The sequence below is a fragment of the Pseudomonas sp. GW823-FHT03E05 genome (genome assembly GCF_058796855.1).
The window spans coordinates 984,675-1,006,631 of sequence record NZ_JBXAJB010000001.1; the positions used below are offsets into that span (position 1 = coordinate 984,675).

At 64.7% G+C, this 21,957-nt stretch carries 17 protein-coding genes; 5 read left to right on the forward strand and 12 right to left on the reverse strand.

What is annotated here, in order from left to right; all coding sequences use genetic code 11:
- Positions 1-263 precede the first annotated feature (263 nt).
- From AC1RCO_RS04465 to AC1RCO_RS04500, 8 genes are all read right to left on the reverse strand, one after another.
- Positions 264-1,469 (reverse strand): MFS transporter, encoded by a 1,206-nt coding sequence (locus AC1RCO_RS04465; protein ID WP_011061542.1) that lies wholly within the window; start codon positions 1,467-1,469, stop codon positions 264-266.
- A 403-nt stretch (positions 1,470-1,872) separates the two neighbouring features.
- Positions 1,873-2,697: an iron uptake system protein EfeO gene (gene efeO, locus AC1RCO_RS04470; protein ID WP_011061541.1), complete on the reverse strand. Its 825-nt coding sequence runs from the start codon at positions 2,695-2,697 to the stop codon at positions 1,873-1,875.
- Positions 2,698-2,732: 35 nt separating this feature from the next.
- Positions 2,733-4,043, reverse strand: coding sequence for an iron uptake transporter deferrochelatase/peroxidase subunit (efeB, locus tag AC1RCO_RS04475; RefSeq protein WP_011061540.1), 1,311 nt, complete (start codon positions 4,041-4,043; stop codon positions 2,733-2,735).
- Between the two features lie 15 nt (positions 4,044-4,058).
- The gene (gene efeO, locus AC1RCO_RS04480; protein ID WP_019095342.1) at positions 4,059-5,258 is read right to left on the reverse strand and encodes an iron uptake system protein EfeO; all 1,200 of its coding nucleotides are present in this window, start codon (positions 5,256-5,258) and stop codon (positions 4,059-4,061) included.
- A gap of 8 nt (positions 5,259-5,266) precedes the next feature.
- Complete coding sequence (gene efeU / locus AC1RCO_RS04485; protein ID WP_011061538.1) at positions 5,267-6,115, reverse strand: iron uptake transporter permease EfeU; 849 nt, start codon at positions 6,113-6,115, stop codon at positions 5,267-5,269.
- A 279-nt stretch (positions 6,116-6,394) separates the two neighbouring features.
- Positions 6,395-7,300: an AraC family transcriptional regulator gene (locus AC1RCO_RS04490; protein ID WP_011061537.1), complete on the reverse strand. Its 906-nt coding sequence runs from the start codon at positions 7,298-7,300 to the stop codon at positions 6,395-6,397.
- 243 nt (positions 7,301-7,543) lie between these two features.
- Positions 7,544-8,842: a glycosyltransferase gene (locus AC1RCO_RS04495; protein WP_492617432.1), complete on the reverse strand. Its 1,299-nt coding sequence runs from the start codon at positions 8,840-8,842 to the stop codon at positions 7,544-7,546.
- 83 nt (positions 8,843-8,925) lie between these two features.
- The gene (locus tag AC1RCO_RS04500) at positions 8,926-9,285 is read right to left on the reverse strand and encodes a response regulator (protein ID WP_011061535.1); all 360 of its coding nucleotides are present in this window, start codon (positions 9,283-9,285) and stop codon (positions 8,926-8,928) included.
- A gap of 256 nt (positions 9,286-9,541) precedes the next feature.
- On the opposite strand from AC1RCO_RS04500, the gene AC1RCO_RS04505 reads away from it, so the two are divergent.
- From AC1RCO_RS04505 to AC1RCO_RS04525, 5 genes are all read left to right on the forward strand, one after another.
- The gene (locus AC1RCO_RS04505) at positions 9,542-13,036 is read left to right on the forward strand and encodes a response regulator (protein ID WP_492617433.1); all 3,495 of its coding nucleotides are present in this window, start codon (positions 9,542-9,544) and stop codon (positions 13,034-13,036) included.
- Complete coding sequence (locus AC1RCO_RS04510) at positions 13,036-13,851, forward strand: CheR family methyltransferase (RefSeq protein ID WP_011061533.1); 816 nt, start codon at positions 13,036-13,038, stop codon at positions 13,849-13,851. Before AC1RCO_RS04505 ends, AC1RCO_RS04510 begins: the two co-directional genes overlap by 1 nt.
- Positions 13,848-14,456 carry a chemotaxis protein CheB gene (locus tag AC1RCO_RS04515; RefSeq protein ID WP_011061532.1) on the forward strand — a complete coding sequence of 203 codons (609 nt, stop codon included), beginning with the start codon at positions 13,848-13,850 and terminating at the stop codon, positions 14,454-14,456. The genes AC1RCO_RS04510 and AC1RCO_RS04515 overlap by 4 nt, the downstream gene beginning before the upstream one ends.
- Complete coding sequence (locus AC1RCO_RS04520) at positions 14,446-15,627, forward strand: hybrid sensor histidine kinase/response regulator (RefSeq protein ID WP_011061531.1); 1,182 nt, start codon at positions 14,446-14,448, stop codon at positions 15,625-15,627. The genes AC1RCO_RS04515 and AC1RCO_RS04520 overlap by 11 nt, the downstream gene beginning before the upstream one ends.
- Positions 15,628-15,727: 100 nt before the next feature.
- Positions 15,728-16,105, forward strand: a complete 378-nt coding sequence (locus AC1RCO_RS04525; protein WP_011061530.1) for a response regulator — start codon at positions 15,728-15,730, stop codon at positions 16,103-16,105.
- 10 nt (positions 16,106-16,115) lie between these two features.
- Here AC1RCO_RS04525 and AC1RCO_RS04530 read toward each other — a convergent pair whose 3' ends face one another.
- The 4 genes from AC1RCO_RS04530 to AC1RCO_RS04545 all read right to left on the reverse strand — a co-directional run bounded on the left by AC1RCO_RS04530 (position 16,116) and on the right by AC1RCO_RS04545 (position 21,680).
- Positions 16,116-17,786: an ATP-binding protein gene (locus AC1RCO_RS04530; RefSeq protein ID WP_492617434.1), complete on the reverse strand. Its 1,671-nt coding sequence runs from the start codon at positions 17,784-17,786 to the stop codon at positions 16,116-16,118.
- On the reverse strand, positions 17,783-19,285 hold the full coding sequence (locus AC1RCO_RS04535; RefSeq protein ID WP_145711957.1) for an ATPase domain-containing protein: 1,503 nt from the start codon (positions 19,283-19,285) through the stop codon (positions 17,783-17,785). Before AC1RCO_RS04535 ends, AC1RCO_RS04530 begins: the two co-directional genes overlap by 4 nt.
- A 365-nt stretch (positions 19,286-19,650) precedes the next feature.
- Positions 19,651-20,706 (reverse strand): tetratricopeptide repeat protein, encoded by a 1,056-nt coding sequence (locus AC1RCO_RS04540; RefSeq protein WP_065364159.1) that lies wholly within the window; start codon positions 20,704-20,706, stop codon positions 19,651-19,653.
- A gap of 74 nt (positions 20,707-20,780) precedes the next feature.
- Positions 20,781-21,680, reverse strand: a complete 900-nt coding sequence (locus AC1RCO_RS04545) for a bestrophin family protein (RefSeq protein WP_123473602.1) — start codon at positions 21,678-21,680, stop codon at positions 20,781-20,783.
- Positions 21,681-21,957 lie beyond the last annotated feature (277 nt).

A 21,957-nucleotide genomic window follows, 5' to 3' on the forward strand; every position in this document is an offset into this window, starting at 1 on the left:
CCTGCGGCAGCGGCTACAAAAGCAGCGCAGTACCTGTAGCCGCTGCCAAGCCTGCGAGGCTGCGCAAAGGTCCGCAGGACCTTCAGCAATCTCAAGAGCGGCGTCTGCTTCGCAGCCGTTCGCAGCCTGCGGCAGCGGCTACAAAAGCAGCGCAGTACCTGTAGCCGCTGCCAAGCCTGCGAGGCTGCGCAAAGGTCCGCAGGGCCTTCAGCAACCTCAAGAACGGCGTCTGATTTGCAGCCGTTCGCAGCCCGCAGCAGCGGCTACAGGTCTTTGGGCTGCGGGGCGGGCCAGATCGCGATCAGTACCAGCAGCACCGCCGCCAGCAGGTAGGGCAGGCGCGGTTCGATGGCGTAGATCAGGCTGCCGGCCATGGGCCCGATGACCACGCCCAGGCCCTGGGCGGCGCCGATGCTGCCGGCAGTCGCGCCCTGTTCCGAGGCCTCTACGGCATTCGCCGCCAGGGCCGAGAACGACGGAAACACCCCACCCATGCCTGCCGCCGATACAAAGAACGCCAGCCACAAGCCCCAGGCGCTGTCCACCAGCATGCTGCCGGCATAACCCAGCGCGGACAGCAGGGCGCCGTAGCGGATCATCCGCAGCGGCGGCCATTCCAGCTTGCGCACCACCAACTGCGCGCAGATCAGCGCCACGCCGACCATGGCCAGGGCCACCCCGGCCGTCTGGGCGGCATCGGCGGGGCTCATGTGCAGCCGGTCCAGGGCATAGAAGCTGACGGTGATCTGGGCCACCGACACACAGAGCATGGCGACAAAGGCCACCACCATGGGCCGGCGCAGTCGCGGGTCGCCCAGGCGTACCCGGGTCGGCGCCTGGGCCAGGTGCAGTTCCTGGCGCGGCAGTTGGTAGCGCAGCACCAGGAATGCCAGCAACGGCAGCACCGCCATGGCGTAGAACGGCAGGCTCAGGCTGTAGCGCGCCAGCAGCGCGGCCACCGCCGGGCCCAGCACCAGGCCCACGGCGTTGGCGGCGCCCAGAGTGGCCATGGCACGGGCGCGGTGCTGAGGTTCGACGTTATCGGCGATCAGGGCGAAGCCGCCCACCGGGATCGCCGCGTAGAAGGCGCCGATCAAGCCGCGGCCGAGCATCAGGCCGAGAAAGGCCATGGCGACGCTGGGCAGCGACTGTAGCGACAGGTCGATGAACAGGCACAAGGCCCAGTAGGCGAGGGTGAAGCCGGCGGTGCCCAGCAGCAGCACCCGGCGCCGGCCGAAGCGGTCGCTGGCCTGGCCCCAGGGGCGTGCCAGGAGCATCCAGATCACCCCGGAAACGGTGACGGCCGCGCCGGCATGCCAGGTTTCCAGGTGCAGGGCCCGGGAGATCGGGCCGATCAGCGAGACGAAGGCCATCATCGACATGGTGCAGGCCATATAGGCGGCCATCAGTGGAACCAGCGAGAAGGGTCTGACGGTCAGCGGCGCGCTGGCGGCTGTGGAGCGAGGCATGAAGGGTCTTCCATGAAAGTCGATGGGCCGTGAACGTTAACGGGATAACGTGTCACAGCCCAGGCTTATCTGCATTCGTGATGATGTTGCCGGCGAAGAGAGCCTTGAGCCGGGTGCTGTGCCCAGGGCCGCTTTCGCTGGCAAGCCAGCTCCTACGGGGGTAGCGGGGTGCTGTTCTGCCTGTGTAGGAGCCGGCTTGCCGGCGAAGAGGGCCTTGAGCCGGGCGTTGTGCCCTGGGCCGCTTTCGCTGGCAAGCCAGCTCCTACGGGGGGGCGGGGTGCTGTTCTGCCTGTGTAGGAGCCGGCTTGCCGGCGAAGAGGGCCTTGAGGCGGGTGCTGTGCCCTGGGCCGCTTTCGCTGGCAAGCCAGCTCCTACAGGGAGGATGGCGTGTTGGGGTCCGGGCTCAGTTCAGGCCCAGTTTGCCGCGCAGGGTGGAGAGGTCTTCGGCCAGGGTATTGACCGGGCCTACCAGGGCCTTGCGGTCGTTTTCCTTGACCTTGTCGTAGGTCATGAAGCCGCCGTCAGGGGTTTTGTACTTGGCCAGGATCTTGTTCACCGTGGCGAAGTTCTTGTCCACCTTGGCGACAAAGGCCTTGTCCTGCTTCTCGATCTGCGGACGGAACAGGTCGACGATTTTCTTCGCCCCGTCGATGTTGCCCTGGAAGTCGTAGAGGTCGGTATGGCTGTAGCGGTCTTCTTCACCGGAGATCTTGGTTGCGGCCACTTCTTCCAGCAGCGCGGCGGCGCCACCCACGACTTTTTCCGGCGGGAAGGTCAGGCCGGCGACGCGGGTCTGCAGGTCCTTGACGTCCTTGTTCAGGCCGTCGGCCAGCTCGCCCAGGCCTTCGGTGCTGTTTTCCGAGAACAGCGAGTATTCCAGGCGGTGGAAGCCGGTGAAGTCTTCGGCCTTGACGCCTTTCTCGTGGTCGTCGACCCGGGAGTCGATGGACGCGTCCAGGTCACTGAAGAGCTCGGCGATCGGTTCGATCGACTCGTAGTAGACCCGGGTCGGCGCGTAGAGCTTCTTGGCGGCGGCCAGGTCGCCCTTTTTCACCGCATCGGTGAACTGCTGGGTGTGGCTGGCCAGTTCGTCGAGCTGCTCGGTGACGTAGATCTTGTAGTCGGAGATCGGCCCCACCAGCTCCAGGGGCGCAGTTGCGGCGAACGCCGAAAGCGGCGCGTGGAGCAAGCCAAGGGTCAGCAACACAGCGAGAGGCGACTTTTTCATGGGACTTTTCCGTGGGGGTTGTTGTGTTAGGGGTGTCAGGCAGTGCTTTTAGGTCGGGTGGCATCGAGCAGCGAACGCCCGATGAAATCCTCTTCGCCGGTGACCCCCGGCAAGGTGAAGAAGTAACCGCCACCAGTGGGCTTGAGGTACTCCTCCAGGGGTTCGCCGTTCAGACGGGTCTGTACGGCGATGAAGCCTTTCTCCAGGTCGGCCTGGTAGCAGATGAACAGCAGGCCCATGTCCAGCTGGCCGTTCTTGTTGACCCCGTTGGAGTAGTTGAACGGCCGGCGCAGGATCAGGTTCTGCTGGCTCTGGGCAGTGCGCGGGTTGGCCAGGCGGATGTGGGCGTCGAGCTTGGTGACCTTGCCATGGGGGTCCCGGGCGTAGTCGGGCACCTGGCTTTCCTTCTGGCCGTCCATGGGCGCGCCACTGGTCTTGATCCGGCCGATGATGCTTTCCTGCTCTTGCAGCGGGGTGCGGTCCCAGCGTTCGACGAAGTTGCGGATGATCCGCACTGCCTGGTAGCTGCCATGGGCCGCCCAGGCCGGTTCGTCACTGCCGGGCTGGACCCAGACGATCTGCTGCATGGCCTTCGGGTCGTTGGAGTCGGGGTTGGCCGAGCCATCGCGAAAGCCCAGGAAATTGCGCGCACTCTGCGCCGGCTCGCCGGGCTTGGCCGGGGCCTGGGGCGGTACGCTGCCTTCCTGTTTCCAGCGCACCAGCAGCAGGTCGGGCAGGTTCTTCACGATGTCGCGCAGGGCGTGGATGTTGGTGTCGGCGGTGTTGGAGCAGAACTGCAGGCTCAGGTCGCCGTGGCAGCAGGCGGGCTCCAGGGCATCGTTGGGGAAGCCCACCATGCGGATCAGGCGCTTGGGTTTGGCCGCCTCCAGGCCGAAGCGCTCGTCGAACAGCGATTCGCCCACCGAGACGGTGATGGTCAGGTTGTCCGGGGTCACCACCGGGCCGAGGATGCCGGAATCCAAGGGCGGCAGCTTCGGGTCCACCTGGGCCACCGGGCCACCGCGCATGAGAAAGGCAATGCGTTGGTCGAGGGTGCGAAACAGCCGTTCCAGGTCGTCGCGGTCGCTGGCCAGCACATCGAAGGACACCAGCATGCCCGCAGCCGGGCGCGGGGTGACGATGCCGCTCTGATGCTGGCCATGGAAGTCGTGGCGGTCCTGGGTCTTGTCGCTGCTGGGGGCTTCGGTGACCTGGGCGGGCGCGGCGGCCATGGCCGGGCAACTCAGGCTGCTGCCGGCCAGGGCCACGCCGGCGGCGCCCATGCCCAGCAGCACGCGCCGACGCTGGGCGGAAAAAGACGGATTGGGCTGATCTGAATCGTTCATTGAAAACTCGTCTTGTTACAGGCCGGAAAGGCCAAGTGCGGGATCAATAGCGTCGAGGGCGTCGGCCAGGGCCTTGGCTTTGTCGGCGATCTCTTTGCGCTGCCGGGCGTCGACCTGGTCGTAGGCCACATAGCCGAAGCCGTCGCGCAGGCTGGCCAGGCGAGTGGCCAGGGCATCGGCGGCGCTGTCCACCTGGGGTAGCAATTGGGCCGCGGACTTGGCCAGCAGCGGCCGTAGCAGGTCGATGACCTTGCGCGTGGTTTCCAGGTTGGCGGCAAAGCCGTTGAGGTCGCTGTGGCTGTAGCGTTCCTCTTCACCGCTGCTGGCCCGCAGGTCGGCCAGGCTGCGCATGTTGCGCGCGACGATGCTCACCAATTGCTCCGGTGGCAGGGTCTGGGCCAGCAACTGTTCCTTGAGGCTGACCACGTCGCTGGACAGGCGCTGAGCTACGGGAGCCAGGCCTGCCAGGTCATTTTTCTGGAACAGGCCGTATTCCAGGCGGTGGAAACCGCTGAAGCCCGGATCCTGTTCGCGCTGTTCGAAATAATCGGCACGGGCGTTGATGGTGTTGTCCAGCTCGGCCAGGCGCTGAGCTGCCGGGGCCAGGCGCTGATAGGCTGCGCGGGCCGGCAAGTACAGCGCCTGGGCCTGTTTCAGGTCGCCGGCGTCTATGGCCTGCTGCAAGGCGTTCACTGCCTTGACCAGGACACTGCCCTGGGTGCTGAGGTAGACCCGGAACTCCGACAGCGGGCCGATAAAGGCCACCATCGACGGCCGCGCCTTGGCCTGGGCGTCGGACTCGGCGGTCGGGGTCACGTGCAGGGTGCCGCGGGGGTTGCTCAAAAGCCCGCAGGTGATGGCGTAGTCCCCTGGCTGCAGGTTGGCGTTGATCACCTGGCTCAGGCCCGGGGCGATGTTTTCCCGTTCCTCCACCACCAGCACGCCGTCGAGAATTTCCCACTCCACGGCGCGATCCGAACGGTTGACGATGCGGAAGCTGGCGCGCCCGGCCGGGACTGTCAGCGCGTTGGGTTCACAACTCTTGGGGTGGATGGTCACGGTGATCTCGCCCTGGTGGGCCTGGCGCTTGCTGGCGGCCAGTTGCGAGGCGTAGTAGAACAGCCCGCCGGCGGCGATCATGACGATCACCGAACCGGCAACCGCCCAGCGCAGAGCGCGGGGAGGCGAGGCCTGGGGAGAGGCTTGCTGGGTCATGGGGAGCCTTACTGACTGGAAACGGAAGACGTTGAGCCGGGCGCTTTGGCTGGGGCGCCGCCGGGCAGGAAGAACAGCACCAGGGTCACGGCCAGGTACAGCACATAGGCGCCGAGGGTGCTGATGGTGGGGGCGTCCTGGTAGCCGAACATGCCGGCCAGTACCGAGCCCACCGGGCCATCCATGGGCAGGCTGGCGCTGAAGTCGAAGAGTACGGTCTGCAGGTGGTTCCAGACCCCGGCTTCATGCAGGGCCTGCACCGAATTGGCGAGGATGCCGGCGGCCACCACCAGGATGAACAGCCCGGTCCAGCGAAAGAAGGCGCCAAGGTTCAGGCGCATGCTGCCGGTGTAGATCAGGAAGCCGACGATGATCGCTGAGATCAGGCCCAGCAGGGCGCCTATGGGCGCGCCCGGGCCTTCGCTCTGCTGGAACACCGCCAGCAGGAAGAACACGGTTTCCAGGCCTTCGCGGGCCACGGCGAAGAACACCATGGCGATCAGCGCCGTGACCTGGTGCTTGGAGCCGGCCAGGGCGTGGTCCAGGGAGACATGCAGGGAATGCTTGATCGAACGCGCCACCTTGCGCATCCAGAACACCATGGAACTGAGGATGCCGACGGCCACCAGGCCGACGATGCCTTCGAAGAGTTCCTGCTGCTTCTGCGGGAATTCGGCGCTCATCAGTTCCAGGCCGCCGCCCACCAGCAGGGCCAGGGCCGCGGCGAGGAAGACCCCGATCCACACGGCGGGCATCCACTGGCCACGGCCAGTCTGTTTCAGGTAGCTGGCGATGATGCCAACGATAAGCGCGGCTTCAATCCCTTCGCGCAACATGATCAGAAATGGAACGAGCATTCAGCACCGGTGGGCAAATAGGCTAGGGGGTAATTTGTAACATAATGATACTCATTGCCAAATGAAGATTATTGACAACTGCTGAACGGAAGCTGAACGGGTCTCGTTTACCAAGCCTGGACCGGTTTGTTGGCTCTGGGGGGCGATTGTTCCCTGCGCCGGGCGTGGGGGCGCCTTCGCTGGCAAGCCAGCTCCTACAGCTGGCGTGATATTGGGGGCTCTTGTAGGAGCCGGCTTGCCGGCGAAGAGGCCCTTGAGACCTGCGCCGGGCGTGGGTACTCAGCCGAGGTTCTGTTCGGTCAGGCGTTGCACCGCCAGGCGGCGGTAGTGGGAGGGGGTCATGCCCTTGAGCTGCTGGAAGCGCCGGTTGAAGTTGGAAATGTTGTTGAAGCCCGACTCGAAGCACACGTCGGTCACCGGTTTGTCGCCGTCGGCCAGCAGTTCACAGGACTTGCTGATGCGCAGCCGGTTGACGAACTCGACGAAGCAGCGCCCGGTGGCCTGCTTGAACACCCGGGAAAAATAGCTGGGCTTCATGCCCAGGTAGTCGGCCACTTCCTCCAGGGGCAACTCCCGGGCGTAGTGGGCAAAGATGTAGTCCACCGCGCGGTTGGTGCGGTCGACGCTGTGTTCGTCCGCCAGTTGCACGCTGGTGGCGCCGGACAGCAACTGGTAGTCGTCGCAGGCCGCCAGCAGCTCCATGAGGATGAGGAAGTGGCCAAGGCGGGTGATGCCGCTGGAGTCGGCGATGCGCTGCATCAGTGGCAGGGCCTGGGCGATGGTTTGCGGGCAGCGGAACTCGATGCCGTACTGCGCCCGCTCCAGCAGCGGGCTGAGGTTCTTCAGCTCGGCGAACACCTGGCTGCCACTGTCGAACAGCTCATCGGTGAAGTTCACCAACATGTCGCGCTTGGCCACCACTTCGTCCTCGGCCACCTGGCTGATCCAGTTGTGGGGCAGGTTGGGGCCGGTGAGAAACAGCGTCTGCGGGTAGAAGTTGCCGATGTAGTCGCCGATGAACACCTTGCCGGAGCTGGCGACTATCAGGTGCAGCTCGTATTCCTTGTGGAAGTGCCAGCGCACCAGAGGGCAGGGGAAGCCGTGCTGGCGATAGATGATGGACAGGCCGTTGTGGTCGTCCATCAACTCATAGGAGGGGTCGGTGATCTTGCCGGGTCGGCTCATGGCGCGGGCCTGTTCTTGTTGTAGGCCCGGCTGATAATGCCTCGTGGCCCGCTCGCGCACCAGAGAAGGCGTTCTCAGGGTTGGCGCCCTGTTCGCCGGCAAGCCGGCTCCTACAAGAACACCGCCGATATCACGCCAACTGCAGGAGCTGGCTTGCCAGCGAAGGCGGCCTCACGTTCGGCGCAAATCCCAGGGCCTGTTCGCCGGCAAGCGCACCGCCGGCAGTGCGCCAGCGAAGAAGGGTCAGGAGGCCGGGCGGTTTTTCGCTTCGATCCACTGCGCCATGTACTGGGTGCTCTTGTGATGGTGGTGACGCAGCATGGCGCCAGTGAAGTTGTCCCGGCGCAGTTGCTCCAGGTGCTGGCGGCAGTGTTGCAGGCGCTGGATCAGCGCCGGGCCGTGGACTTGCTGGCGGTAGCGCGCTTCGAGCAACTGCCGGCCATCCGCCTGGGCCTGCTCCCACAGCTGCCGGTCCTGATAGAGGCGCACCGCGGCCGCCGCCAGGCCACTGGCGGATTCAGCCACCGCCCCTGGCCATGGCAGGCCGTCCTGGGACATGGATTCGCTGCCCACCGGGGTGGTGACGCTGGGCGTGCCGCAAAGCATGGCATCGAGCAGCTTGCCCTTGATCCCGGCGCCGAAACGCAGGGGCGCCAGGCAGATCCGCGCTGCACTCATCACCTGCAGCGCATCCTCGGCCCAGTTCATGATGTGAAAGCCCTGGGCCGGGTTGTGCAGCGCCGCGGCCTTGGGCGGGGTGTAGGCGCCGTACAGGTGCAATTGCGCGCCGGGCAATTGCTGGCGGATCAGCGGCCATACGCGGTTCTTCATCCACAGCACGGCGTCCCAGTTCGGCGCATGGCGAAAGTTGCCGATGCTCAGCAAGTGCGCCCGCTGCTCGAAGGGAGCAAAGCCCTGCGGCAGTTGCTCGAGCATCAGCGGGCACCAGTGGAGCAGGGCCGGCGGCAAGTGGAACTGCTGCACCAGCAGCTCGATTTCCACCTCGGAGATCATCAGGCTCAGGTCGCAGCGATAGATGGCGGCGATCTCGCGCTTGGCCAGGTCGGTGACGGCCATGTGCTGGAATTCCTGCTCCGGCGCCTGGGCGAACAGCGGGCTGAAGTCGTCTTCCTCGGTGCCCTCCTTGAGAACATCCTTGAGGCGCTGGTGCCGGGCATGGCGCAGGCATTGCAGGTCGGAGGTCTCCAGCACCCGCAGGGCATTCGGGCAATGCTGCTCCACCCGCCAGCCGAACTGTTCCTCCATCATGAACTGGTCGAACAGCACGATATCCGGTGCCAGCTCGGCGACGAAACGGTCAAAGCTGGCGTTGTTGAGTTCGATCGGGCATTCACGAATGCCCAGGGCCGTCAGGTCTTCCTTGTGTTCGCCCTCGTTGGCCGGGCTGCTGAAGGTCAGCTCCCAGCCCTGGTCGAGGAAGCTCTGGAGGATCTGCATCATGTGCCCGCTGGCGGCAGAGGAGCGGGGTTCGGGCCAGACGTAACCAATGATCAGGACTTTGGTTGCGGCGGTGGGGCTCATGAGCGGGCATTCCTGGCAGGCGGGGGGTAAAAAAGGCCGCCATTAAACCACAGCGCGCCAGCGCCCGAGCAGGCTGCCTGGCCTCAGCCGAGAATGCTGCGCACCTTGTCGCGCAGCTGGTCGATGGAGAACGGCTTGCCGATGACCGACATGCCGGCCGGCACCTCGATGGACTCGGCGTAACCACTGGCGAACAGCACCGGCAACTGCGGCCGCAGGGTGCGGGCACGCTCCGCCAGCTCGCGGCCGTTCATCCCGGGCAGGCCGACATCGGTCATCAGCAGGTCGATATGTTGCCCGGCGTCCTCCAGCAGGCTCAGGGCCGCTTCGCTGCCGTCGGCCTCCAGCACGCTGAACTCCAGTTCTTCAAGGACATCGACAATCAGCATGCGCACGATGGCATCGTCTTCGACGACTAGGATGGTGGAGGCGCTGGCGGGCATAGGGACACTCTCAAGAAATGAATTCGGCGGGGCAGTGCGGCAGGCAGCCCTGTGCATCAGTAAGTGCCGGCTTGCCACAAGTTCCCGAAGCTGTACAAAAAATTCCCCTTGTACAAGCGTCGGCAAGAATAACCGCTTCCTTTGTCCCACGGCAGGACAAATCGCAAGCGAGCGCTACCTTGGTTATAAAAAATAGCTGTCCTGGCTGAATGTGGGGCAAACTTCGTTTTTTTTCACCAGCGCCAAGGCCCATCAAATGATTCGTCCGTCCTCGGTTGATGAACAGAGTTTCCGCAAGCTGCTGACCCGCAACATCAGCCTGCCGCTGGGTGTCGGTGTACTCAGCGCGATTTTTTTCGTGTCCCTGATCACCTACCTGCTCTCGGTCATCCAGTGGGTGCAGCACACTGATCGAGTGATCAACAACCTCAACGAGTCGGCGCGCCTGACCATCGACCTGGAAACCGGCATGCGCGGCTTCCTGATCACTGGCGACGAGCACTTTCTGGACCCCTACGAAGTGGCCAAGCCGCGCATCGTCAGCGAACTGCGCAGCTTGCAGGAGCTGGTGGCGGACAACCCGCAGCAGGTGGACCGGCTCAAGCGCCTGGAAGCCCTGCAGGTGGAGTGGAACAACTTTGCCCAGGGCATGATCGACCTGCGCCGCCAGAGCGGTGATTACCGCGGGGCGGTGCAGGCCGGGCGTGGCAAGCGCCTGACTGACGAGATCCGCAAGGAATACGACGACGCGGTGGCCATGGAGCAGCAGTTGCGCCTGGAGCGTAACGAGAACGTTACGCGCACCACCATTTTCAGCGTGGTGCTGTACCTGCTGTTCGTGGTGGGCATCAGCGCGCTGCTGGCCTACATCGGCCGTCGTGACCTGCTGGCACTGTCCAAGAGCTACAGCGACAACCTCGAAGCCCAGGAAAAGAGCGCCCGGCGCCTGGAACAGCAGGCCTGGCTGCGCAACGGCCAGACCGAACTGGCCGAGCAGATGCTCGGCCAGCTGAGCCTGAACCTGCTGGGGCGCAACATCCTGCAATTCTGCGCCCAGTACCTGGGCACACCGGTGGCGGCGCTCTATGTGCGCGAGGAGCACGGGGGCCTCAGGCGCGTGGCGTCCTATGGCTTCTCCCGGGAACAGGAAGCCCAGGAACAGTCGCTGTACAGTGACGAAGGGCTGGTAGGGCAGGCCGCGCAGCACAAGCGCCTGATCCGTCTGGACGAGGTGCCCGCCGATTACTTCAAGGTCAGCTCCGGCCTGGGCGATGGTTCGCCGCGCAGCGTGCTGGTGGTGCCGACCCGTGACGACGACCGGGTCAACGGGGTGATCGAGCTGGGCTTCCTGCGGGCCTTGAGCGAGCGCGACGTCGAGCTGCTGGAACTGATTGCCGGCAATATCGGCACCTCCATCGAGGCCGCGCGTTATCGCCAGCGCCTGCAGGAAGTGCTGGCCGAGACCCAGCAGCTCAACGAAGAGCTGCAAGTGCAGCAGGAAGAGCTCAAGACCGCCAACGAGGAGCTGGAAGAGCAGTCGCGGATCCTCAAGGAATCCCAGGTGCACCTGGAAACCCAGCAGGTGGAGCTGGAGCAGACCAACGAGCAACTGGCGGAGCAGGCGCAGATACTGGCCGATCAGCGCGACGCCATGGACCGCAAGAACAACGAGCTCAACGAGGCTCAGACCCAGCTCGAGGAGCGCGCCGAAGAGTTGCAGCGCTCCAGCAAGTACAAGTCCGAGTTCCTTGCCAACATGTCCCACGAGCTGCGCACGCCGCTCAACAGTTCGCTGATCCTGGCCAAGCTGCTGGCGGAAAACCCCCAGGAAAACCTCAGCCCCGAGCAGGTCAAGTTCGCCGAGTCGATCTATTCCGCGGGCAATGACCTGCTGAACCTGATCAACGACATCCTCGACATCTCCAAGGTCGAGGCCGGCAAGCTCGAAGTGCGCCCGGAGAACGCCAGCGTGCCGCGCCTGGTGGACGGGCTGCGCAGCCTGTTCCAGCCGCTGACCCAGGACAAGGGCCTGGAATTCAAGGTGGAGCTGCAACCGGGAGCGCCGCAGATGCTGTTCACCGACCGCCAGCGGGTCGAGCAGATTCTCAAGAACCTGCTGTCCAATGCGGTCAAGTTCACCGAGAAGGGCCAGGTGAGCCTCACGGTGTCCGCTCAGCCGGGGGCCGGTATCGCCTTTGCCGTGCAGGATTCGGGGATCGGCATTGCCCAGGATCAGCAGCAAAGCATCTTCGAGGCCTTCCGCCAGGCCGACGGCACCACCAACCGGCGTTATGGCGGCACCGGCCTGGGGCTGTCGATCTCCCGGGATCTGGCGACCCTGCTCGGCGGCTCCATCAGCGTCAGCAGCGAACCCGGCCGCGGCAGTATCTTCACCCTGGTGCTGCCGGAGCAGTACCAGGAGGCCGCCGAGCCGCTGGTGGCGCCGCCGGCCCCAGTCGCGCCCGTGGCCGCGCCTCAGCCTGCCAGCCTGCCGCAGCCGGTGGTCGAGGCCCCGGGGGCGGACATTCCGCGCTTCGCCGATGACCGCGACAAGGCGCCGTTCAGCAGTCGTTGCATCCTGGTGGTGGAAGACGAGGCGAACTTTGCACACATCCTCTTCGACCTGGCCCACGAGCTGGGTTACCACTGCCTGGTGGCCCACGGCGCCGACGAAGGCTACAGCCTGGCTGCCCAGTTCATCCCGGACGCCATCCTGCTGGACATGCGCCTGCCGGACCACTCCGGCCTGACCGTGTTGCAGCGCCTCAAGGAGAACGCCCAGACCCGGCACATCCCGGTGCACGTGATTTCGGTGGAAGACCGGGTGGAAGCGGCCATGCACATGGGCGCCGTGGGCTATGCGGTGAAACCCACCACCCGCGAGGAGCTCAAGGATGTCTTCGCCCGCCTGGAAGCCAAGCTGACGCAGAAGGTCAAGCGCGTGCTGCTGGTGGAGGACGACGACCTGCAACGCGACAGCATTGCCCGGTTGATCGGTGACGATGACATCGAGATCACCGCCGTGGGCCTGGCCCAGGATGCCCTGGACCTGCTGCGCGAGAACGTCTACGACTGCATGGTCATCGACCTCAAGCTGCCGGACATGCTCGGCAACGACCTGCTCAAGCGCATGTCCACCGAGGATATCTGCTCCTTCCCGCCGGTGATCGTCTACACCGGGCGCAACCTGACCCGGGATGAAGAGGCCGAGCTGCGCAAGTATTCGCGCTCGATCATCATCAAGGGCGCGCGCTCGCCGGAGCGCCTGCTGGATGAAGTGACGCTTTTTCTGCACAAAGTCGAATCCCAGCTGTCCCATGAACGGCAGAAGATGCTCAAGACCGCCCGCAGCCGCGACAAGGTCTTCGAGGGCCGCAAGATCCTCCTGGTGGATGATGACGTGCGCAACATCTTTGCCCTGACCAGCGCCCTGGAACACAAGGGCGCGGTAGTGGTGATCGGCCGTAACGGCCATGAAGCCATTGCCAGGCTCAATGAGGTCGAGGATATCGACCTGGTGCTGATGGACGTGATGATGCCGGAGATGGACGGTTTCGAAGCCACGGTGCAGATCCGCAAGGACCCGCGCTGGCGCAAGCTGCCGATCATCGCGGTCACCGCCAAGGCCATGAAGGATGACCAGGAGCGCTGCCTGCAGGCCGGCTCCAACGATTACCTGGCCAAGCCCATTGACCTGGACCGGCTGTTTTCCCTTATCCGTGTGTGGCTACCCAAGATGGAAAGAATTTAGTGGAGCGTAATACCGAGATCGAACTGCGTTTGCTGATCGAAGCTATTTACCTCAAGTACAGCTACGACTTCCGCGACTACTCAGGTGCCTCGATCAAGCGCCGGGTCAACCACGCTTTGCGCCAGTTCGAATGCAAGACCATTTCTGCGTTGCAGGAGCGGGTGCTGCACGACCCGACCGCGTTCATGCAGTTGCTGCAGTTCCTGACCATTCCGGTGAGCGAGATGTTTCGCGACCCGTCGCACTTTCTGGCGATCCGCCAGGAAGTGGTGCCGCTGCTCAAGACCTATCCTTCGATCAAGATCTGGATCGCCGGCTGCAGCACCGGGGAGGAGGTCTACTCCATGGCCATCCTGCTGCGCGAAGAGGGGCTGCTGGAGCGCACCATCATCTATGCCACCGACATCAACCCCAGCTCCCTGGAGAAGGCCAAGCAAGGCATCTTTTCCCTGGAGAACGTGCGGGCCTACACCCACAACTACCAGCAGGCCGGCGGCCAGCGCTCCTTTGCCGACTACTACACCGCGGCCTACGACTACGCGATCTTCGACAAGAGCCTGCGCGAGAACGTGACCTTCGCCGATCACAGCCTGGCGACCGACAGTGTATTCTCCGAAACTCAATTAATTTCTTGTCGTAACGTATTGATTTATTTCAATAAAAAATTGCAGGATCGTGCCTTCGGACTGTTTCACGAGTCCCTCTGCCATCGTGGTTTCCTGGTGCTGGGCAGCAAGGAAACCCTGGACTTCTCCGCCTATGGCAAGCACTTCGAGCCCTTGGTCAAACAAGAACGGATCTATCGCAAGACATGAGCCAGGAGATTGTCAGCCAGGGTTTCTGGCCGCAGATCGAGGCGATCGTGGTAGGGGCCTCTGCGGGTGGGGTCGAAGCCTTGCTGAAGCTGTTCAGCGGTTTCGCCCAGGGTTTCCGCCTGCCGGTGATCGTGGTCCTGCACCTGCCCGACGAGCGCCGCAGCCAGCTGGCCGAAGTCTTCGACCGGCGTCTGGCGCTGGCGGTGAAGGAAGCCGACGACAAGGAGCAGATCGTGCCTGGCACCCTGTACTTCGCCGCGCCCGGCTATCACCTGTCGGTGGAGCAGGACCGCAGCCTGTCCCTGAGCCAGGAAGAACGCCTGCATCACTCACGCCCGGCCATCGACTACCTGTTCGAGTCCGCCGCCGACGCCTATGGCCGGAACCTGGCCGCGGTGCTCCTGACCGGGGCCAACCAGGATGGCGCCCGCGGCCTGGCCGAGGTCAAGCGCCAGGGTGGCCTGACCATCGTCCAGGACCCCAATGAGGCCCATGTCTCGACCATGCCGGACGCCGCCCTGGCCCTGCATCAACCGGACTACATTCTCCCTTTGCGCGGCATCAGCCGTCTGCTTGCCGAGCTGGAAGGAACCCATGTTAAGTAATATTCAAGCCAAGCTGCTGATCGTCGACGATCTGCCGGAGAACCTGCTGGCCCTGGAGGCGCTGATCAAGCGCGAGGACCGTACGGTGTACAAGGCGCTGTCGGCTGACGAAGCCTTGTCGCTGCTGCTCCAGCATGAGTTCGCCATGGCTATCCTCGATGTGCAGATGCCCGGCATGAACGGCTTCGAGCTGGCCGAGCTGATGCGCGGCACCGAGAAGACCAAGAACATTCCCATCGTCTTCGTCAGCGCCGCCGGGCGCGAGCTCAACTACGCCTTCAAGGGCTACGAGAGCGGGGCGGTGGACTTTCTGCACAAGCCCCTGGACATCCACGCGGTGAAGAGCAAGGTCAACGTATTCGTCGACCTGTACCGCCAGAGCAAGGCCATGAAGCAGCAGGTCGAGGCCCTGGAGCAGAGCCGGCGCGAGCAGGAAGCGCTGCTCCAGAAGCTCCAGGCCACTCAGAACGAGCTGGAGCAGGCGGTGCGCATGCGCGATGACTTCATGTCCATCGTCGCCCACGAAGTGCGTACGCCGCTCAATGGCCTGATTCTCGAGACCCAGCTGCGCAAGATGCACCTGGCCCGGGAGAACGCCGCGGCCTTCAGCCTGGACAAGATGCACGCCATGGTCGACCGCGACGAGCGCCAGATCAAAAGCCTGATCCGCCTGATCGAGGACATGCTGGACATCTCGCGCATCCGTACCGGCAAGCTGTCGATCCGCCCCTCGCGGTTCGATCTGGCGCAGCTGGTGCGCGGGCTGGTGGAAAACTTCGCGCCTCAGGTGGAAGCGGCGCAGTCGTCCCTGAGCCTGCAGGCCGAGCAGCCCCTGGAGGGCAACTGGGACGAGTTCCGCATCGAACAGGTGGTTTCCAACCTGCTGACCAACGCCCTGCGCTACGGCGCCAAGAGCCCGATCGAAGTGCGGGTCTATGCCCAGGACGGCGAGGCTCGGGTCGAGGTGCGTGACCACGGCATCGGTATCAGCGAAGACAACCAGAAGCGCATTTTTCAGCAGTTCGAACGGGTCAGTGCCAACCACGTGGCGGCGGGGCTGGGCCTGGGGCTGTTCATTTCCGAGCAGATCGTCACCGCCCACGGCGGCGCCATCAGTGTCGAGAGCCGGATCGGCGAGGGCGCGCTGTTTCGCGTCAGCCTGCCGCTGTAGAGGCCCGTTGGCCGGTGAATCATTAAAAGCGTAACGCGCACGCAACCTCTGCGTGACCCAATGGTCGTAACAGCAGCAATTGACCGAGCAAAGGTTTTCCATGAGTGAAGATGCACAAGACGTCGTACTGATCGTCGAAGATGAACCAGTGATCCTGATGCTTCTGGCCGACTACCTGTCGGGCCTGGGATACCGGGTGCTGCAGGCCGAGAATGGCGAGCAGGCGTTCGAGATTCTCGCCAGCAAGCCGCACCTGGACGTGATGATCACCGATTACCGCCTGCCGGGCGGGATCACCGGGGTGATGATCGCCGAGCCCGCCGTGAAGCTGCGTCCGGATCTGAAGGTGATTTTCATCAGCGGCTACCCCAACGAAATCCTCGAATGCGGCAGCCCCATCACCCGCAAGGCGCCGATCCTGGCCAAGCCCTTCGACCTCAACAGCCTGCAGGAACAGATCCAGCAATTGCTGGCTTGAAGCCCGGCTATCAGTCGCGGATCATTTCCCGCACCTTGGCGGTCAGCAGGTCGAAGGTGAACGGCTTGGTGATCAGTTGCATGCCGGGTTCGAGAAAGCCACCACGGGCCGCCGCGTGCTCGGCGTAGCCGGTGATGAACAGGACTTTGAGCTCCGGGCGGATCTGCCGCCCGATTTCCGCCAGTTGCCGGCCATTCATGCCCGGCAGCCCGACATCGCTGATCAGCAGGTCGATGCGCTGCGCCGAGTCGAGGATCGGCATGGCGCTGCGGGCATCGCCGGCTTCGACAAAGGCGTAGCCCAGTTCGCTGAGCACCGCACAGACCAGCACCCGCACCGCCGGGTCGTCCTCGACGATCAGCACGGTTTCACCGTTCTGCGCATGGGGCGGTTGTTGCACCAGAGGGTGTTCGGCCTGCTCCAGGTCGCCGACAAAACGCGGCAGGTACAGGCTGACCTCGGTACCCCGGCCCAGCGTGCTGTTGAGGGTCACATGGCCGCGGGACTGCTTGCTGAAGCCGTAGATCATCGACAGCCCCAGCCCTGTGCCCTGGCCGATGGGCTTGGTGGTGAAGAACGGATCGAACACGCGGTTGATGATCGCCTCGGGCATGCCGCAGCCGTTGTCGCTGACTCGCAGCAGCACGTAGTCCCCCGGCTTGAGGTTGTCGTGGGCCTGGGCGAAGTCCGGGGCCAGGCGCTGGTTGAGGGTTTCCACCAGCAGCCGGCCGCCGTTGGGCATGGCGTCCCGGGCGTTGAGCACCAGGTTGAGCAGGGCGCTTTCCAGTTGGTTGGGGTCGGCTTCGGCCACCCATAGCTGCGGGTCCAGGCGCATGTCCAGCTCGATGCTTTCGCTGAGGCTGCGTTGCAGCAGCTCGCCCATGGAGGTCACCAGGGCGTTCATCTCCACCGGCTTGGAGTCCAGCGACTGGCGCCGGGAGAAGGCCAGCAGGCGGTGGGTCAGGCCGGCGGCGCGGTTGGCCGAGGTCACCCCCAGGTCGATCAGGCTGTCCAGGTCCTCGGTGCGGCCCCGGGCCAGGCGCCGGCGCAACAGCTCCAGGCTGCCGATGATGCCGGTGAGCATGTTGTTGAAGTCGTGGGCGATGCCGCCGGTGAGTTGCCCCACGGCCTCCATCTTCTGTGACTGGCGCAGGGCTTCTTCGTTGTGCCGCAGTTGTGCGGTGCGTTCTTCCACCTGCTGTTCCAGGGTCTCCAGGGTGCGTTGCAGGCGCAGTTCGCTCTGGCTCAGGTCGATCAGCCGGTCGCGGGCGTCGTACTGCCGGCGCCTGCCCCGCAGGGCGGCGCTGACCAGGCTGATCAGGGTCGCCGGGTGGAAGGGCCGTTCCAGAAAGCTGACGTTGCCCAGGGGCTCGCTGAAGCGCGATGCCGGGTTCTGCTCGGGGCCGCCGTGCTGGGTCAGCAGCACGATGGGCAGGTCCGACCACGCCGGTTGCTGTTCCAGGTGGCGCAGCAGGGGCTCCAGGTCGACCCCGCGCAAGGCTTCGGCGGCGATGATCACCAGCCCGGCGCCGTGCTCCAGCTGCTCGCACAGGGCGGGCAGGTGCGGGGTGATCAGGCTGCTGAAGCCGGCCTCCTTGAGCATCATCTGCGCCAGTTGGCTGTCACGCCCGTGGGGCGTGAGCACCAGAGCCCGTTCGGAAAAGTCCAGGTCGGGGCTCATTGGCCCTCATCCCTGAGCAGGGGTTTGCTCTCGCCCAGGTAGGTGGGTACGCCCCGCAGCACGCCCTGGAAGGCTTCCAGGGGCTCGCCTATGGTCAGGCCACGAGCGCTGATGCGGTATTCACGAATGGTCGACTCGTGGCTGCCGGTGCGTTTCTTGATGATGGAAATGGCCCGGCGCACCTTGCCCAGGGCCTCGAAGTAACGCAGCAGGATTACGGTGTCGGCCAGGTAGGTGATGTCCACCGGGGCCTGCATGTCGCCCACCAGGCCATGCTGGGCCACGGTCATGAAAGTGGCGGCGCCCTGGCGGTTGAGGTACAGCAGCAATTCGTGCATGTGCAGCACCAGGGCGTTTTCCTCGGGCATCGCTGCCTGGTAGCCGTTGATGCTGTCGATCACCACGGTCTTGATCCGCTCCTGGTCGACGCAGCGTCGCACCCGGTGGGACAGCTCCCCCGGCGAGAGCTCGGCGGCGTCCACCTGTTCGATGATCAGGTTACCGCTGGCCTGCAGCGCCTTGAGGTCGATGCCCATGTTGCGCATGCGCTCGAACAGCAGCCCCAGTTCCTCGTCGAAGATGAACAGCGCGGCTTTCTCTCCCCTGGCTACGGCGGCCGCGGCGAAGATCATCGAGATCAGCGATTTGCCGGTGCCGGCGGGGCCGAGGATCAGGGTGCTGGAGCCGGTCTCGATGCCGCCCCCCAGCAGCGCGTCCATCTCGGTGATGCCGCTGGTCAGGGTCAGGCGCTGGTATTGACCGCGGTGCTCGGCGGCCACCAGGCGCGGAAACACCTGGACCCCGTCGCCCATGATGGTGAAGTCATGGAAGCCGCCGCGGTACTTCTGGCCGCGGTATTTCACCACCCGGATGCGCCGGCGTTCGGCGCCGTAGCTGGGGGTCAGTTCTTCCAGGCGGATCACCCCGTGGGCCACGCTGTGCACGGTCTTGTCCAGGGATTCGGTGGTCAGGTCGTCCAGCAGCAGGACGGTGGCGTCATAGCGCACGAAGTAGTGCTTGATCGCCAGGATCTGCCGACGGTAGCGCAGGGAGCTTTGCGCCAGCAGGCGGATTTCCGAAAGGCTGTCGAGCACCACCCGGGTCGGCTTGACCCGCTCCACCACTTCGAAGATCTGCCGCGTGGCTTCCCCCAGCTCCAGGTCCGAGGAGTACAGCAGGCTTTGCTGGTGCTCGGCGTTGAGCAGGCTTTCCGGCGGGATCAGCTCGAAGATGTGGATGTTCTCGTCCAGTTGCCAGCCGTGGGATTGCGCGCCCTGGCGCAACTCGCGCTCGGTTTCCGAGAGGGTGATGTACAGGCAGCGCTCGCCGGCGGCGGCGCCGGCACGCAGAAAATGCAAGGCCACGGTGGTCTTGCCGGTACCGGGTTCGCCTTCCAGCAGGAACACATGGCTACGTGACAATCCGCCGGAGAGGATATCGTCCAGGCCTTCGATGCCGGTGGCGGCTTTTTCGCTGAGCAACGCAGATGAGGTCGACAAACAATGCCCTCGCAAATAGGTCCAAGTGATCGGCGACGGCGTCGAGCACCTTGATATCGCTGATAAATCACTTGACCGCCTGCCGCTGGCACGGTTCAACCTTTTGTCGCCGTGGAGCCGCTGCTGAGCACAGCAGGCGCAGGGGGGGCAAGGGTGCCAAAGGTGCGGCTGGGGATTGCCAGGCAAGGCCCTCGGGCCTTTTCGCAGCCTCGCAGGCTCGGCAGCGGCTACAGGTTTTGTGCTGGCTCTTGTAGCCGCTGGCGCAGGCTGCGAACGGCTTGGGCGGCATTCCGACGCAGCAGGCGCGGGGGCTCAAGGGCGCCAAAGGTTCGGCTGGGGATCGCGAGGCAAGGCCCGGGGGGCGGCTACAGGCCCTGCTGAAGGGCCGGGTCGTCGGGGTTCTGCTGTTCCAGCTGGGCCAGCAGGACCTGGACGTTCTGCAACTGGCCGCTTTCCTTCCAGTAGCTGATCAGCAGCACCCGCGCCTTGCGGTTGTAGGGCTGGCGCTGGACGATTTCCTCCAGTTGCTTCTGCGCCGCTTCCAGCTCCTGTTCGCTGTGCAGGGTGGTGGCCAGGTCGTAGCGGTAGGCGGCGTTGTTAGGCTCCAGTTCCACCGCCCGGGACAAGCCGAGCAGGGCGAACTCGCCCTGGCCATGGTTCAGCAGCCAGAGCCCCAGGGCATGTTGCAGGTAGGCCGAATCCTGCTGTGCCTGCAACTGCTTGGCCAGCAATTGGCGGGCGGCATCGCTCTGGCCCTGCTTGTCCAGCACTTCGATCTGCAGCACCACTGCCTGCAGGTTGTCCGGGGCCAGGCGCAGGGCCTGTTCCAGGGTCTGCTGGGCCTTGATCAGGTCGGCATTGTGCAGGTACAGGCGAGCCAGCTGGTACTGGGCCTCGACGTTGTCGCCGCGGGTCTTGAGCACTTGGGTGTATTCGTCGATCACCTGCTGCAACGGGCCGAAGTACAGGCCCTGGTCGTCGGGGCTCAGGCCCAGCAGGGCGTCCACCGCGGCGAAGCGCACGCTCTGTTCGTGATCGTCCAGCAATGGCCCCAGCAGCAGGCTGCGCTGGCCGCTGGGCACCAGGCCGAGCACGCTCTTGATCGCCGCTTTGCGCACCTCGGCAGAAGGGTGATAGAGGTCGGCGTCCGCCAGTTTCAATGCCTGGGGGCTGGGGTAGTTGGCCAGCACTGCCAGCAAGCGGATGCGCTGCTGGTCGTCGAGGTCGGGCCGGCCCAGCTGCTGGTAGAGCACGCGCGCCGCGCCAGGCTGGCCGTTGCGGGCTTTTTCCAGTGCCGCGCTGTAGCCATGCTTGATGGCCTCGGGAACCTGCGGCGGGCTACTGCGCAGAAAGCTCCAGGCCAGGGCCAGGACGACGACGGTAAGCAGGCTGATCAGCAGGTAGCGGCGGGGCTGGGACATGCAGGAATCCGGAAGCTGGCGACTTTTGGAAGGCGCAAGCTTCGGTCAGGAACCGGCTTGAGTCAAACCCCGGTTCAGGTCAGCACGTACTCCTGCGGCTCCAGCAGCGGCGGCAGCTCGGTTTGCCCCAGTGCCGCCAGGACTTCGCGCTCCAGGCCGCGCAATAGAGCGCTGCACGGCAGGTCGTTGTCGTCATAGCCGAAAGGGTCTTCGAGGTCGTCGCCGATCTCGTCCAGGCCAAGGAAGGTGTAGCTGACAATGGCGGTGAAGATCGGCGTCAGCCAGCCCAGGGGCTCGGCCATGGCGAACGGCAGGAGGATGCAGAACAGGTAGATGGTGCGGTGCAGCAGCAGGGTGTAGGGGAAGGGCAGCGGGGTGTTCTGGATCCGCTCGCAGGCGGCCTGCACCAGGCTCAGGCTGACCAGCCGGGTTTCCAGCTGGGTGTAGCGCCATTCGCTGATGAGCCCCTGCTGGGCCCACCGCGAGCAGCGCTGGCCGATGCGTTGCAACTGCGCGTCGGTGAGGTTCGGGTGGCCGGGGTCGAGGCTGGCCTGGGCCCAGGGGCGCAGGGCGGCGGCCTCGTCTTCATGGCGCAGGCGGGCGATCAGGCTGTGGGCAAAGCCGCACAGGTCGCGCAGCATGCCCTCGCGCTCGGGGTGGCCGTCGATGATCAGGCTTTCACGGATCAGCGAACGCACCTCGATGATCAACTGCCCCAATTGCTTGCGGCCTTCCCACCAGCGGTCGTAGCAGGCGTTGTTGCGAAAACTCATGAAGATCGACAGCGACAGCCCCAGCAGGGTGAAGGGCGTGGCGTTGACCTTGGAGAAATAGCTCGGTTGCAGGGTTTCCACCAGCACGATCACCGAGGCCAGCAGTGTGACCAGCACGCAGCGCAGGGCAATGCGCTTGGCAATCGAGCCCTTGAGGGCGAAGAGGATGCCGATCAGGTTCGGCTTGGGGCGGACAATCATGGGGGGCTGAGGCCAGGGCGATTACGCGGCGAGTGAAGAGTAGGAGCGTGCTGTGGGGCTGTCCAATCGCAATGGCCAACCGCATGATCGACGGCCTCTATCAATGGGCTTGGGGTGGGCGGTGTTCTGGCGGGCGCATTCGCTGGCAAGCCAGCGCCTACCGGGGCCATGTATTCGGGGCCATGCGTTTGGGGCCAAGCGTTGCGCGGGCTCCTGTAGGAGCCGGCTTGCCGGCGAAGAGGCCCTTGAGCCGGGCAAAAAAAAGCCCCGCGACCGA